15 protein-coding genes and 1 pseudogene are annotated in these 17,008 nt (G+C 41.2%); 9 read left to right on the forward strand and 7 right to left on the reverse strand.

Annotated elements, in window-relative coordinates; all coding sequences use genetic code 11:
• Positions 1-482 (forward strand): zinc ribbon domain-containing protein (locus H540_RS29380; RefSeq protein WP_155890996.1); only part of this gene is annotated, 482 nt, incomplete at its 5' end.
• Between the two features lie 82 nt (positions 483-564).
• Here the strand turns inward: H540_RS29380 and H540_RS0109820 are convergent.
• From H540_RS0109820 to H540_RS0109835, 4 genes are all read right to left on the reverse strand, one after another.
• Positions 565-810 carry a hypothetical protein gene (locus tag H540_RS0109820; RefSeq protein ID WP_028400498.1) on the reverse strand — a complete coding sequence of 82 codons (246 nt, stop codon included), beginning with the start codon at positions 808-810 and terminating at the stop codon, positions 565-567.
• A 42-nt stretch (positions 811-852) separates the two neighbouring features.
• Positions 853-2,022 carry an LL-diaminopimelate aminotransferase gene (locus tag H540_RS0109825; protein WP_155890997.1) on the reverse strand — a complete coding sequence of 390 codons (1,170 nt, stop codon included), beginning with the start codon at positions 2,020-2,022 and terminating at the stop codon, positions 853-855.
• Positions 2,023-2,091: 69 nt separating this feature from the next.
• Entirely contained in the window at positions 2,092-3,300 is a 1,209-nt protein-coding gene (locus H540_RS0109830; RefSeq protein WP_028400500.1) for an MFS transporter, read from the reverse strand.
• A 40-nt stretch (positions 3,301-3,340) separates the two neighbouring features.
• Positions 3,341-3,622 (reverse strand): late competence development ComFB family protein, encoded by a 282-nt coding sequence (locus tag H540_RS0109835; protein WP_028400501.1) that lies wholly within the window; start codon positions 3,620-3,622, stop codon positions 3,341-3,343.
• A gap of 216 nt (positions 3,623-3,838) precedes the next feature.
• Here H540_RS0109835 and H540_RS0109840 point away from each other — a divergent pair, with 216 nt between their 5' ends.
• Both H540_RS0109840 and H540_RS0109845 read left to right on the forward strand, forming a co-directional pair.
• On the forward strand, positions 3,839-6,349 hold the full coding sequence (locus H540_RS0109840) for a U32 family peptidase (RefSeq protein ID WP_028400502.1): 2,511 nt from the start codon (positions 3,839-3,841) through the stop codon (positions 6,347-6,349).
• Positions 6,350-6,476: 127 nt separating this feature from the next.
• Positions 6,477-7,538, forward strand: coding sequence for a tyrosine-type recombinase/integrase (locus tag H540_RS0109845; RefSeq protein ID WP_028400503.1), 1,062 nt, complete (start codon positions 6,477-6,479; stop codon positions 7,536-7,538).
• Between the two features lie 365 nt (positions 7,539-7,903).
• Here H540_RS0109845 and H540_RS0109850 read toward each other — a convergent pair whose 3' ends face one another.
• The gene (locus H540_RS0109850; RefSeq protein ID WP_028400504.1) at positions 7,904-8,869 is read right to left on the reverse strand and encodes a M23 family metallopeptidase; all 966 of its coding nucleotides are present in this window, start codon (positions 8,867-8,869) and stop codon (positions 7,904-7,906) included.
• Between the two features lie 905 nt (positions 8,870-9,774).
• Between H540_RS0109850 and H540_RS0109855 the strand changes: the two genes are divergently transcribed.
• The 4 genes from H540_RS0109855 (at position 9,775) to H540_RS34190 (ending at position 13,385) form a co-directional block, all read left to right on the forward strand.
• A complete protein-coding gene (locus tag H540_RS0109855) occupies positions 9,775-9,996 on the forward strand; it encodes a helix-turn-helix transcriptional regulator (protein ID WP_028400505.1) in 222 nt (73 codons plus the stop codon).
• A gap of 72 nt (positions 9,997-10,068) precedes the next feature.
• A complete protein-coding gene (locus H540_RS31365) occupies positions 10,069-10,827 on the forward strand; it encodes an HNH endonuclease signature motif containing protein (RefSeq protein ID WP_028400506.1) in 759 nt (252 codons plus the stop codon).
• A 281-nt stretch (positions 10,828-11,108) separates the two neighbouring features.
• Positions 11,109-11,813, forward strand: coding sequence for a sigma-70 RNA polymerase sigma factor region 4 domain-containing protein (locus H540_RS0109865; RefSeq protein ID WP_028400507.1), 705 nt, complete (start codon positions 11,109-11,111; stop codon positions 11,811-11,813).
• A 519-nt stretch (positions 11,814-12,332) separates the two neighbouring features.
• Positions 12,333-13,385, forward strand: a complete 1,053-nt coding sequence (locus H540_RS34190) for a hypothetical protein (RefSeq protein WP_051317052.1) — start codon at positions 12,333-12,335, stop codon at positions 13,383-13,385.
• A 67-nt stretch (positions 13,386-13,452) separates the two neighbouring features.
• On the opposite strand, the pseudogene H540_RS34490 reads toward H540_RS34190, so the two are convergent.
• Positions 13,453-13,665 (reverse strand): annotated as a pseudogene (locus H540_RS34490) (tyrosine-type recombinase/integrase); the annotation flags it as partial.
• Between the two features lie 113 nt (positions 13,666-13,778).
• Here H540_RS34490 and H540_RS0109875 point away from each other — a divergent pair.
• Complete coding sequence (locus H540_RS0109875; RefSeq protein WP_028400508.1) at positions 13,779-14,267, forward strand: YiiX/YebB-like N1pC/P60 family cysteine hydrolase; 489 nt, start codon at positions 13,779-13,781, stop codon at positions 14,265-14,267.
• Positions 14,268-14,612: 345 nt separating this feature from the next.
• A complete protein-coding gene (locus H540_RS0109880; protein ID WP_245592208.1) occupies positions 14,613-15,185 on the forward strand; it encodes a recombinase family protein in 573 nt (190 codons plus the stop codon).
• Positions 15,186-15,754: 569 nt separating this feature from the next.
• On the opposite strand, the gene H540_RS0109885 is transcribed toward H540_RS0109880, so the two are convergent.
• Positions 15,755-16,693, reverse strand: coding sequence for a HEAT repeat domain-containing protein (locus H540_RS0109885; RefSeq protein ID WP_028400510.1), 939 nt, complete (start codon positions 16,691-16,693; stop codon positions 15,755-15,757).
• Positions 16,694-17,008: the final 315 nt, after the last annotated feature.

Genomic DNA, 17,008 nt, shown 5'->3' on the forward strand with positions numbered 1-17,008 from the left:
AAAAGAAAGCGCAGACGTTTCATCTCCTTCATTGTATGACTAGAAAAGTGGTTGACTTGGCACTCCAACAAGGCGTCGAAACGATTGTGATTGGAGACATCACCGGGATTCGTGAAAAAGCAAATTTGGGAAAAGTAAACAATCAAACATTTCATGCCCTGCCGTTTCGCAAAATCATAGAGATGATTACTTATAAAGCAGAAGAAGTCGGAATATCGGTCAACTCAACTATTACAGAAGAGTATACATCGCAAACCTGTGCCTTTTGTAAACCCATACCGTCAAAAGAATACGCGAAAAAGAAGAATCGCAAACATAGAGGCCTCTATCACTGTGAGGATTGTAATGTCGTTGTGAACGCTGATGTAAATGGTGCGATAAACATAAGTAAAAAGTATCTGAACGTGCTTAGAGCACAATCAGTAGTGGTGTTGGGCACGCCAAAAGTGTATACGTTCAATGGACAACAGTTCATAGCGTAGAACCTGAAGCTCGCCATTTCAATGGCGATGTAGTTCACATCAATTGAATAATAAAAAAACCGTCATGTAGACATGACGGTTTTTAAATGGATTGGCTCTGAGCCATTTTTACGAACATCTCCATATTTTCAACTAAACCGCAAGCTGCGCATTGCACTCGATAATCAGGACCTTGGTACGGCATATGAAACGGTCCTGCGTTATCACTTGTATATTCTTCCTCAATGCTTCCTGATTGAGGATCTATTTTAACAGGACGTACATTTTGTTCAATTAAATTAAACCGCGTGCGATTTGTTTTGCAAGCCGGACAAAGCATAGGCTCCATGATACTCACCTCCATTTTTTAGGATGGCGATAATAGGGAGATTTATGCAAATATACCGCTGTTCTTCAAACGAACTACTGCTTCTTTTATTATTTTTTCATCTTGTACAAGTGCAATGCGCACAAAACCTTCTCCTGAAGGCCCGAAAGCCTGACCGGGCGTGACTACTACACTTGCTTTATCCATTAAAGCATATGCGAATTGAGTGGAAGTCCAGCCTGCCGGTATCTCTGCCCAAATAAACATGCCGCCTTCTGATTTTTGAACTTGCCAGCCGATGGAACATAATCCCTCTGCAAGCACATTTCTGCGGTGCTCATACATCATTCGGTTTTGTTCACAAAACGCTGCGCCATTACGTAAAGCAGCAATGGCTGCTTTTTGAATCGGAAGAAATACCCCGTAGTCGATGTTTGACTTAAAATGTTTTATGGTTTCAATAATGGATTCATTACCCGCTAAATAACCGATGCGGCAGCCAGCCAAATTAAAACTTTTGGAAAGCGAGTTAATTTCAACACCGATTTCCTTTGCGCCAGGAACAGACAGGAAGCTGATAGGCTTGTTATTATCAAAATATAGCTCTCCATATGCAAAGTCGTGAATTACGATGATATCATATCGTTTTGCGAATGCAATAACTTCATGGAAAAATGCTTCATCAGCCATAACAGGTACTGGATTGCCTGGAAAATTTAAAATCATAAGCTTCGTTTGCCGCGCTACGTGTTCCGGAATTTGGCTTAAATCAGGCAGGAATCCATTTTCTTTTGTTAAAGGCATAAAATAGGGTGTTGCGCCAGCCATAGCAATGCCGGTTGCATATGCCGTATATCCTGGGTCGGGAACAAGAATATAGTCACCTGGATCAGCAAATACCATAGGGAGATGGACAAGCCCATCCTGTGACCCCATTAACATAACAATTTCATGTAATGAATTTAAAGAAATTTTATAATTATTTTCATAATAAGAAGCAACAGCTTCATGAAACTCCTGCGTGCCGGTCAGTGTGTAGCCGTAGCACTCTTTTTGTACAGCTGCCTCGGTTAAACAGTCTACAACAAAATCGGGAGGAGGCATGTCAGGACTTCCAATGCTTAAATCAATCATGTCACAGCCGTGTTCTATTTTTCTCTTTTTGTAGGCGGCAAGCTCGCTGAAAATGGAAGGCTGAAACGCCTGCATCCGCTTGGATAATAGTTTGTTCAAGATGAATACTCCTCCATTCCTAAAAATATAACAGTTACATTTTTGTTACAATGACAGAGAAACCGTTGGTTACATAGATTGAGAATTATTTACTTCCGTAGTGTTTGCAGCACTTTTTTGTCTGAGAAGCGAAAATAGAAGGATGCATAATGAAACGACGCCAAAGATTAGAACCATATATTGCAATCCGATCGTATCCAGGAATAAGCCCGTTGTAAGGAGTACGATTTGGAACATGACACGTTCGAACATGTTGCGGAATGAGAATAATCGTCCGTGATAGCTTTTGGCAATTTTCGTTTGAAAAATCGTAGAAGCGACCGGGAAGAAACCGCCGACACTAAAACCGAATAAAGCAAACGAGAAGAGAGACATCCATTTCAAATCGCTGAAGAAAAGTGACAGATGCGCCCCGGCAATGAGAAAACCATAGAAATACATGAGCCTGTGCGGAGAAGCCGTTTTTGATACATACTTAATAATAAACGCACCTATCATAAAGGATACTCCTTCAACCGTATACAACAAACCTTTAATTGAAGGGTCATGCTGCAGTTCGCTGATATCAATTACCATAAGGTTAAAGCCGCCGATAAAGAGTAAGGGAATGATATAAAGCACTAATGCATTTGAAGCAATCGGCACTTCTTTTAAAATTTGAAACACTTCTGCGAAGCCGGCTCCCTTTGTTTGTTTTTTTGTATTTGTTTCTTTTGCTGTATCTTGGAAGTCTAATAGATAAGTAGACACGAGTAAAAGCGCATAGGCTATCATTGAAAAGGCATACAAGTATTCCAGACTCATGATGACGAGCAGCGCTCCACCGACGGACGTCCCTGCAATACGGCCAATCGTCGCAACGTTCATATGAATGCCGTTCATTTGCAGCAGCTCTTGATCTCTGACGATGAGCGGAATAACGGCCTGCAGAGCAGGGAAGTAAAATGCTGCAGAGATTTGGATGGAAATCATAAATAAAACCATGAACCAAATATTTTCAAAGTGTAAAGCTAAAAACATAAACACAACGCTTATAAGACGTCCAAAGCCAGAGTAAAGCAACACTTTCTTTTTCGAAGATTGGTCAATTATTCTTCCTGCAATCGGTCCAACCATTACACCGGCCAATAGCCCGACGAACATAATGAGTGACTTCATGAAATCAGAAGGAATGTGCTTCTGCATGAATTCCAGGTTTCCGATAATGCCAAGCCATAATCCAAGACCTGCGATGAGTTCTCCGGTTAGTACCGTCCAAACATTTTTGTTTTTCCACATGCAGCAAGCCCTCTTTATTTTAAGTATTTTATAATGTGTATTATTGGGTTTGTGACAAGTTGTGCCCTGGGTTGTGTCTTACCTGCATTGCTGCCAGCGCAATTTGATTTAAAATGTCCTGTTTCAGCTGCACGTTTGTATAGGAAGCCATAATCATCATTGCACCGCGGCGGGTCGATGAATACTTTGGAGGAATTCGATTTAAAGTTAATGCTAAGATATCGTTTATACATTCGTCACAGTCGCATTTTAACTTTTCATAGCCTCTGAATTCCTTAAATAATTCCATTACAATCGGTTCCATAATATTGGTTACCTTCATTATATATACCTCCAAACATCGGAATTGACCGTTGTAATATCGTTTTATTTTTTCATAAATTTACATTCCAATAATTTCAATTTAAAGGTTTTCTTTATACTATTGTCAAGGAATTTATGAAAATAGAAGATAAAAGGCTTTTTGACTGTTTGTCAATGAGCACGTTTATACTGTAATATAGGTTCATGAGTTTATTTTTGGGAAGGATTGAGATGCTTGAAAAGAATCACTAGAGATTCAATTGAACTGCTGGCGCCAGCAGGAAACTGGGAGTGCTTGCGGGCTGCAGTAGCAAACGGGGCAGACGCGGTGTTTTTTGGCGTGGAAAAATTCAACGCGCGCGTTCGGGCCAAAAACTTTCAAATGGAAGAACTGCCGCAAATTATGGCGTATTTGCATACATACAATGTAAGAGGCTATGTAACACTTAATATTTTAGTATTTGAAAACGAATTAGAAGATGCGCGCACTCTTGTGGAGGCATGCATCAGCGCTGGAGTAGATGCCTTAATCGTACAGGATGTGGGGCTCGTGCAGCTGATTCGCGACATTTCTCCTGATTTTCCGATTCATGGATCTACGCAAATGACGATTACATCGCCTGAAGCAGTTGAATTTTTCGACCCATATGACCTTGAAGTGGTTGTACTTGGGCGTGAAAATAATATAAAGCAAATTAAAACCATTGCAGGAAAAACAGATATGCCGCTTGAAGTGTTCGTTCACGGTGCGTTATGTGTATCGTATTCCGGACAATGCTTAACATCCGAAATGTGGGGCGGGCGTTCCGCAAACCGCGGTGAATGTGCGCAAGCATGCCGTTTGCCGTATGATTTAATGGTTGACGGCGAACGAAAAGAAATGGGGAATATCGCTTATTTACTGTCACCGAAAGATTTGGCGGCAATTGATCTCGTACCGGAGCTTATTGAGGCGGGTGTTTCTTCCTTTAAAATTGAAGGCCGCCTGAAATCGCCTGAGTATGTGGCAAACGTAGTAAGCAAGTATCGGAATGCAATTGATGAATATTTGGCTGGCAGGGATTATACACCTTCTAAAGAGGAGGTTCGCGAGCTTGAGCAAAGCTTTAGCCGCGGTCTTACACACGGCTTTTTAAAAGGAACGAACAATAAGCAGCTACTGGACGGAACGTACCCGAAAAGCCGGGGCGTGTTTGTAGGTACAGTAAAAAAAGTATTAAAAGATGCAGTGCTTTGCGAGTTGGAAGCGCCGCTGAAGCGCGGTGACGGTATTGTATTTGATGCGGGCCGGCCGGAAGAGAAAGAAGAGGGCGGACGCATCTATGATTTACGCCGAAAAGGCGCAAAAGTAGATGGCGAAGTCGTGAACGGACTGATTGAAATTGTACCGGGACGCTCCGATGTTAACCTAACGAAGGTGCATGTCGGAGATCGCATTTGGAAAACGAGCGATCAAGAGCTGTCCAGACGACTGCAAAAAACATTCGAAACAGAGCAAGCTCATCGTCTATTCCCGCTAACTGTACAAGCATACGGAAAAGCAGGAAAGCCGCTTGTTTCTGTATGGCAAGATGCTATAAACGGCAATACTGTAACGATTGAATCGCAAGAGATGCTTCAAGAAGCCATGAAACGCCCGCTTACGGATGTATATTTGCTGGAGCAATGGGGCCGTCTTGGCGGCACGATTTTTGAATTGACGAATCTTCACGCTAGTTTTAGCGGAGATGTGATTGTTCCTGTAAAAGAATTGAATCGGATGCGCCGGGAGGCAATTGAGCAGCTGCTCCAGCTCCGTCAAACGCCTTACCCATATGAAAAACGCGAAGTACAAGTGAAAGCGCCTCTTAAAGAGCAATCTGCAGAAGATACTGTACCTCAATTAATTGCACTGTGCCGTACGATGGAGCAAATAGAAGCAGCATGCAAAACGGATGCAGACTATATCTATGCAGATTTTGAATTTACAACAGATTATCCAAAAGCGGTACAAGCTGCCCGAGAAGGCGGCAAACCGATTGCGCTCGCAACGCCGCGTATTCATATGCCGGGTGAAAACGGCATTTTAAACAGCATCGTAAGAGCGAATCCGGATGCTATTCTAGTCAGAAGTCTTGGAGCAGTCCAATACTATACGAAGCAGCAGCAAAATATACCGCTAATCGGTGATTTTTCATTGAATATTGCAAACCATAAAGCGGTGGAATTATTTTTAAATCGTGGTTTAAGCCGCGTAACGCCTTCTTATGATTTAAATATTCAGCAAGTGATGGATATGCTCGAAGTATCCCAAACGGATAAGATGGAAATGGTTATTCACCAGCACTTGCCGATGTTCCACACAGAGCATTGTGTATACTGCACATTCTTAAGTGAAGGAACAGATTTTACAAACTGCGGCCGTCCATGTGAGGAACATCGCGTATCGCTTCAAGACCGAATCGGCATGCAGCATCCTGTTCGTGTTGACATTGGCTGCCGCAATACGGTATACAATGCAATTGAACAGTCCGGTGCGGAATATGTAACCCATTTCATGGATCATGGCATTCGTCATTATCGCGTCGAATTCTTAGAAGAAAGCGGCAAAAAAGTGCAGGAAGTGATGAAGCTGTACCGTGAAGCACTGGAAGGAAAGCGCAGCGGAACGAGCGTATGGCGCGCGCTGAAAGCGACAAATCAGCTTGGCGTAACGCGCGGGCAACTGGTTAAAAAAGAAAATGTGAGCCGGACAAACGCTCGCTAAACCATACGCTAAAAATTGGAACAAAGAACATGAAAACGTACGGGTATGGCTCATTCCGCTACGCAACATTCCGTAAGTGTACCAACAATTCTTGTGTGATTACAAAATCACGCAGGGAGGCAATAGCATGCCGAAGATTTCAACGAAGCTAACGCAAGACAAAATTCTGTTGCTGGAGTATTTTCAAGATTTTTTACATCATAAGAAGATGCAAAATTGCAAGGAGTCAACGCTGAATACTTACATTTCTCATTTCAATTATTTTCTGGAGTTCTTTGAAGAAGAATACAAGCGGGAAATGTATTTGGCTGATTTCAATGAAAAAGTATTAACTGAGCATATTGATTATTTACAAACTCGTCACGTTAAATTTGGCACACATCTCCATGTTCCAGACTGGAAAAAGCAAATTGGCGCACTATCTCCGAGAACAATCAATGACAGGATGGGGAGGTTGCAGACGTTTGCTCAATACTTGTTGCAACGAGGAATCATGAAGGATAATCCATTCCTAAACGTGCCGAAAATCTTGCAGGATAATCAGCAATCCGATGTTTTAACAAAACAGGAATTGGAACGGCTCTCTAAGCATATCGAAGAGAAAGCCAAAACAACCAAAGAATTTCACCATTTTAGAAGCTTGGTGTTGTTTCATGTCCTCGTAGACACAATGGGACGTATCAACATGGTATTAAATCTTAGAGAATCCGATTTCAGTTATGACGATAGAACGTTAGTATTTCGTGCAGAGTCATCGAAAAATCGTAGAACACATGTTATACCAATCACTTTGAAAACTGCACGTTTAGTACGAAAGCTGATTGATTACAACCAAGGTTTTTATGACAGGAAAGTGGATGAAAATATCTTTCTAGCTTTAACAGGGAGACGGTTGACACCTGATGTTTGGTTGAAACAGCTCAAGAAGTATGCGAAAGAAGTTGGTATCGGCAAGCGAGTATATTCTCATTTAATACGGAAATCTTCAGCCACTATTGCCTTACAGAACGGAATAGGAATAGAAGAATTGAGACGGATGCTTACACACTCGGATTTTTCTACAATTATGCGGTATGTGGAACTTAATTCCGATAATCTAAAGCAGGCTCAGGCGGAATACAGTGTATTTGCTGAAGTAGAACGAACAAACCGTTTGTTCAAAAGACCGAATCGTATTGATAAGTTTTAAATAAAATGACCACGCTCGTAACTGGGCGTGGTTTTGTTGTACCTGTAAGAAATATATCAAATGATGGTTAATTCGTGAAGCTGATCCGCGAGTAATAAGGAACACAACGATTAATCGATGCAGCTGAAGACTAGAACCGTGGTGGCAGCGGTTGTTCAGCCGTTCATAAGCGAAAGGAGCGCCAAAGACGGACGCTCTTTCTACTTTACATAATTAGTGTTATCGGAAGTTAGGTTTTGTAATATGAATATATAATATTGATTTGGCACGGTTTTTGAGGACTAAAATGGAGAAGGAAAGTAGAAAAAAAGAAGGGTGAGAAGTGATGGTAAATTCGGGGCAAAAACAGGCGGAAAACGTTCTGTTTACGTTTGGGGACTGCATGGTGATGGTGCACAGTCTGTGCAATGACCATCACTAGCTATTTGGCGACCTGGAAGACCTGGTACCCACTGACCATTTTGATTCCGACCAACGGTAGTGTTAGATACCATGTTGCCATTGTTATCAAAAAACCACCACTGATCTAAGGAGCATACCCAATCACCTCTAACCACTGTATTAACATTAGGATCTGAGGCAGGCAAATTTCGAAACTGTCGAGGTCGGTATTGGATGTTTCCTGAAGGGGTCCTTATAAACCCTGCCCAGACTCCATTACTATCGGTGAAGAACGAGTTGCCGCCGGCTCCTGGGAACCATCCTCGCTGTGGCACACCATTTTGGCAAAACATCCACTCGCCATTATTATTTAAGCTCCAGCCATTTGAACATGTTGGTGGAGATGGTGTAGTATCATTGACACCTTTCATCGTCCAGTCACAAGTCCCATTCTGATTAAGATCTGATCCCCGATAACCAGCATCAACACCAGGAACAGGGTTGGCTCTAGTAGGGTCAGGGATGTAGCTAGGGTTAGGTTTCCAGCGGGCAAAATGAACGTGAGGTCCGCTTGTAGGTCCTGAATTGTCCACATTGCCAATCTGATCGTTCATTTTTACTTTGGTGCCCACATTTATTGCGGGGAGAGGCATAACGTGTGCATACTCAGTGAAGTACCCCTCATCACTGTCACTTTTAACTACTATCATATGAGCCCAACAATTTGGATCTGGATTTATTGTTGATGAATTGGGAGTATTTATTTGACTAAAACAGTTGAAATTTCGGTTCACGGATACTACTGTGCCATCCTCTACAGCATAAACGGGTTCTCCCCATTCGATACCATCAGGTGCTAGATCTCTGGCACCCCAGTTATGACAGTCTTGTTTTATTCTAACTTGTCCTCTTTGAGGATTAAAGGGAGTACGTTGATATACATGAGGCATTATTATTCACTTCCTTTTTAGAGTAGAAAATCATTACAATTTATGAAAAAAAATTACGTATGCTTGTATGTTTGTCCATACTTGTCCAATATAAAAGAATGATGTATATCATATACATGTGAGGTTTACATAACATCTCATTATCGGAAGTCGCTATTTCACAGATTCATTGACGTATCAACCTTTCGTACAGAACGTAAGGCTACCGAATATTCATGTTTTCATACATCCGCATCATATCAATGATTTCACGTACCATATTTCTTATAGATTCAACATCAACGTGTATAAAATCCTGTATACACCCTGCGACATTGGGAGTCACATTACGTGGCTCTCTTTTTTTTTGTATTTTTTTTATTTTAACCCGTCCCCTAGAGCGTCCTAAGCACGGCTTTATTATATGAGAGCCATAGTAATCGAAAATTCTTTTGCTTTGTCTCGATACACTGACCGCTCAAGGGTCGGACTATCTAGATAGGGGAGAGGTTGATGGTAAGGCAATGGACGAAACTTTTTTCTAAAAAAGCGTCCCTTAGAGCGCTATCAGCACGGACTTATTAATTAGAGGGGGCAGAAAGGGGGGGCGGACATTTAGGAGGTGTGTCGACATGGTCGAGTTGGAACGAATTTCCTATATAGAAATTTCATTTTACCTATGACGCTGATCGTTTTGGGACGGATAACTCTGTATAGGATTTTATTTTCTCCGTTACTCTTGCCGGTTTGGGTCGGATTTATAAACGAGAGAGGATGATGATTGAAAAAAATTTAAAAGTTTTTTTGCGTTTAGCCGATACATTGACCGCTCAAGGGTCGGATTTATTCTGTGAGAAGGAATTTTTATTTTTACCTATGACGTTAGATGTTTTCTGTCGGATAACAAACTGAGGAGGTGAGAAAGCATGGTCACAGCAACAACAGTAAAAATCGTCAGGGCGTTTCTAAATGTTAGCCAAGGCGAAATGGCACAGCGAATGGGCGTAAGTGCCAGTCTGGTATCAGCAGTTGAAAATGGAACAAAACGGATCTCGCCAGAGTTCGCGAAACGCTTCAAACGGGCTGCAGGAATCACGGATGCCGTGTTAACGGATATCGCATATTTACAACACAAATTAGCGGAATGAGGTACGCTATACGCCTCTTTTTTTTAGACATCAAGTGCTAAAACTATACGAAATTATTGGAGGAAAATTAATATGGAAAATCAATTTCGCCATAACGAAGATGGCACAACATCAATTTTTTTAACTTATTTGGACGAGGAGTTTGAGACCACGATTAGCACTGAGAAATTTGAGGAAGTTTGTTCAATCGATAGGGACTTAGAAATGTGGTGGGAGTTTGACAGCCGGACTTATTACGTTGCTTATAAGAAAAAAGGGAAAGAGAAACGTATATATCTGCATCGTACTGTAACGCATTGCCCAGAAGATAAGCAAGTACATCATATAGACAGTGATGGCTTAAATAATACGGATGGAAATTTGCAGAACGTGACGCGGAAGGAGCATGATCAGGAGACTAAGAAGAAACCGAAAGAGCCGTTTATTGGTGATCCGAGTCTGGGCGTTGAGATGCATATGCTTAGTAATATAAAGAATAGCAAGCGTCCTTTTCGCCTAAAGGTTAATGGCATTCCGTTTAAATCAATTGGCATAAATGAGGAAGATTTTCTTCGAAAATGGATTGCTGAACAGATTATGAACGAGAATGCCTCGGATGAGCAAATCCATGCCTATTTGGTCAGGGCAGGTTATCGTGATTCAGACTTAATAGATGACATCATTACTTGGGTGCGTAAATATACGAGGGTTTATCATCCATCCAAGCTGAAACATCTGTATCGAAAAAAGAAAGCTGAGAAGAATGAAACGGATGAGAAGCAGCCACGGCAGAAAAAGGAAGTTGAGCTGTTTGAGCCGATACAGCTTGTAATCGATAGAGTGATTGAATGATTGATATTGATGGTGTCTCTGTTTCCTCGTGCCAGCGGTGAAGCGGAGAGCCGTCTATTGTCTTTATTCAGCAGTCCATGCGCTTACATTACGTTCTTATATCTCGTTATATATACCTTTAGTTACGTTATTTACTACGTCTATTCATCGTTGGCTCGGGTTGCTAAGTCTTAAAAGAGTGTTATCCCCGACCTTTACATATATTTATTCGTAATTTCAGAGACGATTGGCACACTTTTTTGAGAAAAATTTAAAAATATTTTTATGGGGGGAAATTCAACATGGTATTAACACTGGAGCAGTTAACTATAGAACAGGAGCAGATGTCTTTTACGGAGCGTAAACGGCAGGGATTATTGGAACGGAATCCGGAGAAAGCGGAATACATCTTGAAGGTTGAGAAAATGTGGGAGACGTTCGCCCTGGCATTTGATCGAGAAGACCGAGAGCAACGATTAGAAAAGCTGCTAATAGAATTTGGCTTTACGATTCAAACGAAAGCAGAGGCATTGGCGAACCGATGGAACAATAAGAAGATTCCCGTAGCCGATTTCGAACATGAATTTTGGATTACGGCATGGCTGCTTTGCGAGGAAAATTACAATCACTATACGGAGTTTTATTTGTATGAGACGCTGTTGTTAGCATTAGAGCGCAAGAGCGTTGATGTTGTACGAAAATATACCAATGTGAAAAGGCAAGCGGTAAATACGGATTCTCTTCCGTTATTAACCGAAGCTGATAATCTGTATCCGAGCGATGAAGACATCGAGAAGCAAGCTACCGATAGAATACTAGTTCAACAGCTTCTTAGCGATGAAACGTTGACCGCACAGGAACGAGGCATACTGGAAACGATGTATGAGCATTCGGACTCCAGTTATCGGAAAATCGGTGAGGAACTTGGTCTGCATCATGAACAGGTCAAACGTAATTTGGAACGGATCAGACGGAAACTGCGACACTATGAATATATTTTCGATTAATTGACGGGTGGGCGATTTACCCAGTCGTTCTATAACTGCTGATTAGCGTACTGTGTCGCAAAATACTATAGACGGGTGCTGTTTCGTAGCATGCATTAAACTATTATGCCAAATCGGCAGGTTGGTTAGCTGACGATGAAAACGCTTGGTGTCGCCTGTCTGGAAACGGCAGTCTCGAAAACCCTGAGGGGCATACTGTTTCGGTCATTGTATATTCAAAATGCTAGATGTATCAAGTGTTCTGACGATGTTGTTAGATGAATAGTCATGTAAATCACTTGACGTTATGACATTTGTCTTCGGTAGTTCGTGCTGTTCATATTAGATACCTGTCTGTAACAGTACAAGTATGCAGTAGATACAGAGTGATTGAATGAGGGGCAGGTGAGGTGCAAGTGTATCTGTCCTTTTATTTTGAAATGGATATGTATGCATATCTTGGTATTTGTAATAAAGAAAAGGTGATATGATATATTTGGTTAACTAAATGTGTATGTCATAATAAATTAGGAGGAAAAAATGAAACTTACTAGAAAAATCATTGGCTTTCGGTCTGGGAATCGTAAGAACAAAGTAATCGCTTTAATCGGCTACATTCTGTTTGTTTTTGGTCTTATTCCGCAAATATTGACTGCTCCAACAGCATGGGATTCATTCGTACATACGTTAGCGTGGATTTTACTTTTCTTATTTGTATTAATACCTATCGCAGATATCTTCTTGGTAAGACGCAAATTTTTCTTTTTTAACAGAAAATCATTCATTGGTAAGGTTATGGGTATCTTCGGTTATGTAGTGCTCGCTTTAATCGTTTGCTCGGTAGTTGGAGTTGGTATGGAATCTGCGACCGCAAAGCAGTTGGAAGCGAAGCAACAAGCAGAACAAGCAGCAAAGAACAAAGCGGAAGCGGATGCTAAGGTAAAAGCAGAAGCACAAGCTAAGGTAAAAGCAGAAGCACAAGCTAAGGCGAAAGCAGAAGCACGAGCTAAGGCGAAAGCAGAGGCAGATGCGAAAGCAAAAGCAGAGGCAGATGCGAAAGCAAAAGCAGAGGCAGATGCGAAAGCAAAAGCAGAGGCAGATGCGAAAGCAAAAGCAGAGGCAGATGCAAAAGCAAAAGCAGAGGCAGATGCAAAAGCAGAAGCAGCTACTCAAACACCGCCAGCGCAATCTACAACAGAATCTGCTACCGCACCGCAGCCATCTCAGCCTAAACAGGAGGAGCCTAAAGCGCAAGTAGCGGCTGTTCAACAACAACCTGCACCTGCTCCACCGAAGCAAGAAGAGCCAAAGCAGCAAGCAACAGTACAGATTTTAAGCGTATCAGATCCTGCACCACGAAACAGTACTGCAACTTTAAGAGCAAAAGTAAAACCAGGTGCTACAGCGTCTATTGCGGTTCATTACGAAAGCGGTGATAGTCATGCACAGGGACTTGAATCAAAGCAAGCTGATGCGAACGGTAACGTTTCGTGGTCATGGCATGTTGGAGGACGTACGACATTAGGATCAGTTCCGATTACAGTAACGTGTAATGGAGCAAGTGCCGAAACGCAATTTACAGTTGTTCACTAAAATAACCAGGTGAATAAGAAGGGTAGGAGCTTTGTAATATCTCCTACCTTTTTTCTTTTTAAACAAGCTATAAGACAAAACTGGGCAGACTGTCTTCGACTTGTTCCTCAGTAATACCGATGTATCTCAGCGTAATTTCAGGATGAGCATGATTCAGTATCTTCTGTAGTGTCGCAATATCCTTCGTTTGCTTGTAGTACTAGTAACCAAACGTTTTCCGCATCGTATGTGTGCCGATGCCATCGGGCGTATCGACCATTTCAGTTGCTAGCTGCTTAAAATAGGCGCTTTTCTTGCCTATTGTTGCTTTTAAATAAGCCTATCACCTAGAACGTATCTCCCTCTATTTACGTATTTTATAAAATCAAGACGAGAATAAAGGGGTAGTATATATTGGGTGATTTATATCTTCAACCAGGAGATATTGTTCTTAGAAAAGGGACAGGTTGGATAAGCCAAGGAATCGAACTTATTACACATTCTCAATTTAGTCACGCTGCATTAGTTTCCAATCCAGAGACGAAGCAGATTATTGAAGCGACGTTTGATGGTGTAATTAAAAGTAATATAGATGATTATACGGGCTATGCGTCTGTTTTTCGTTTGAAAACTATCACTAATGAACAAGCTGCAAACATTGTAAAGTACGCAGAACAGCAACTCGGTAAACCCTATGACTTTGAGGAACTTATAGATCAGTTTCTTAGATATGTATTCTATATTCCTAATAATGAGATAGAGAAAGGGAGGTTCATCTGCTCCACATTCGTAAATGCTGCATATGCAAGTCAGGGAATAAAATTGACTAACCAAAACCTGCCATCTCCTGAAGACATATACGAGTCTCCTCTGTTAACTAAAGTAGCTGAGATATATAAATAGGTTTTCCACTTAGTATGAAGCTAAGTGGTTTTTTATAGGAAATTCGTAAAGGTATTTCATAAATCTCTTATCGACACTGGTTAAATCTGCATTATACCGAACGGGATGTTTGCAAATGTATAAATTAGACTTTGTGGATGTTTGCTTATTCGGAGTACATTTATGTATGAGTAGTACACAAAATGCTCGTTTAATGTACTGTCCGACAGTTTGATAGATTGCCTGTGTTTTAACGATTAAAACGGTACATAAACACGTTCGTAAATCAAAGTACATAAATTAAGTTTATTTACCGTTTTATATACTTTATGATGAGTTCAAACGAACTTTCGAAGGAGGCAGTACATGATGTTATTAGGTTATGCTCGTGTTAGTACGGAGGAACAAAGTTTGAACCGCCAAGTCGACCAGTTACTAGAATGCGGAGTCGATAAGAAATATATCTTCTCGGATATGATGACAGGAACGAAAATGAAGGAACGAAAAGGACTACAGGATTTATTGGAGTACGCTCGGACAGGAGATACCATTGTCATTACGGAGTTAACACGTTTGGGACGCAGTATGAAGGATTTACTAAGCATTGTCGATGAGCTTCAGGAACGGGGAATCGAATTGAAAAGCTTGAAAGAGAACATTGATATGTCCACGGCTACTGGTAAAGCGATGTTTGGAATGTTAGCCGTAATGTCACAGTTAGAACGTGATTGGATCAGCGAGAGAACAAAGCAAGGATTAGCTTCTGCACGTTCCAGAGGACATAACGGAGGACGACCAAGAGCAGATGAACAAAAGATAAAGACCGCTTTGGCGATGTATGAGTCCAAACAGTTTTCATTTGTGGAGATAAGAGAGCAGACAGGTGTTGCGAAAACTACGATTTACAAGTACTTGAAAGAGCTGGAACAAAAAGGCTAATCGATTGCGGTTAGCTTTTTCTTTTATCGTTAGCTGTCATTATTTCGCTGATTCGTGTAACGAAAGGGGACGGGGGATGCCACCCTAGCACAAGATCGAGGGTACATTGTGAGCGCACTACGCCTGGTGATAGATGAACATGAACGTCAAATCTCGGAATCTTGATCCCAAACGAATCGTTCATCCGTGTACGAAAAGGCCGTCGCTTCAAACGACACCCTTGTCACGGTATCACGAGAGAAGGAGTACATCGATATCCGCCTATCGCCTGATGATGGACGAACGTGAACGCCAAATCTTGAAGTCCCGATGACTTCCCAAGTTAGGAACCCAGCCACCCCTGTTTCGTAATAGCGACCGGCCCGAAAAGCCAATTCCGTTTTTAAAATTTTTTTCGGATTCGGAAAACTTCGGGGACTGTTCAGTGATTAAGCGCCATCGGGATATTAAGATATGAATGGCGTTCAGACGAGGGGCGTATCTGCCGTCCTTGTCAGCCGTCTATATTGTATGACATGTATACAAATAGAATGCCCACGTCCATTAAAGACGTAGGCACGTATGTGATGTTAGTTAACGCTATTGGTTTCAGTCATAATATTCTCACGTAACCATTTTTTTTCCCTATTAAACAAGTAATCCTGTCTCTTGTCTATGATCCATCTAAATAACTTTTGAATGTGAGCATTTCCAGCTTTGTATCGGTTTAATATTTCGAGCGCATATATAAGTTCCGATTTAGGTAGCCATTCCGTCTTCCTCTTTCTTTTCAAGATTACTTTTACACGCTCGTACACTATGTCAATTACGCTCTCATCTCCATGCTTGTGAAGTGCTGACATAGCACAAAATTTTGCAGCAGCTGATTTATCCTGTAATGCCTCTAAGAAAACAGGGGTGAGGGTTGCGTCTCCGAGTTTTTCTAAGGCATATATAGAAGAACACTTCACGTCTCCTTTCGCATATTTAACTTGTTCGATAAGAGACGGAATCGCCTTATTCGAACCGACTTTAGATAGTGCTGCAGCGGCATACTCGAGATCGTAATGATCCTGAGAATGTTGTAGAACGCTAATCAATGCTTCTTCCGCAGCTGAAGTTTTACAACTTTCTAGTGCTTGAATTGCCGAGTGTCGTACTTGCCAGCGTTTATCATTTATGTACCTTAAAATGTGTGAACATTCTAGTACGTTTAAATCCTTAATCATATCTAGCATAAAAGACAGAACATATTTATCCGTCTCTTTCTCTAGTCGCTTTAGAAGGATATCAACGGCACGAGGATCATCTGTATTTTTTCCAATCTTACCTATTACAAAGTAAATGTTATTACGTACTTCCTTGTCTTTCGTTTTCATTAGTTCATCGTAAAGAAACGGAAGCAATTCACTACAGGTAAGTTCTTCGGCCTTTCGATGGGCAAGCCAGGAAGGATCATTGTCGCTGCTAGTATACTCACCCTTGTGTCCCATCTCTTGTATAATCTTGAGCAGATCGTCTTTAGTCATTTAACGTAAATTCCTTTCTTTTCATCATCTCATTATATGATAATCTATACTTTTATAGATTCAGCAATTTCTTATACAAAGTCCTGCATGTTCAAGGAAATTTCTCATAGTTCCTATAGTTATATTCGCAAAAGTATACTTAAACGAACACTTTGCGGATAGCGGTTAAATACGCATTCTATCGTTTTATTATTTGTTCGTAAAAGTCAGCAAAAGATTTTGCGAATGTTCGTTTATTTAATATACATTTACGGATGCTTTCGGTATACTGAAAACATGCTAAACAGATACATACCAGTAATCGAGAGGAGAACG

Source organism: Ectobacillus panaciterrae DSM 19096, assembly GCF_000430785.1.
Taxonomy (GTDB): Bacteria; Bacillota; Bacilli; order Bacillales; family Bacillaceae_G; genus Ectobacillus; species Ectobacillus panaciterrae.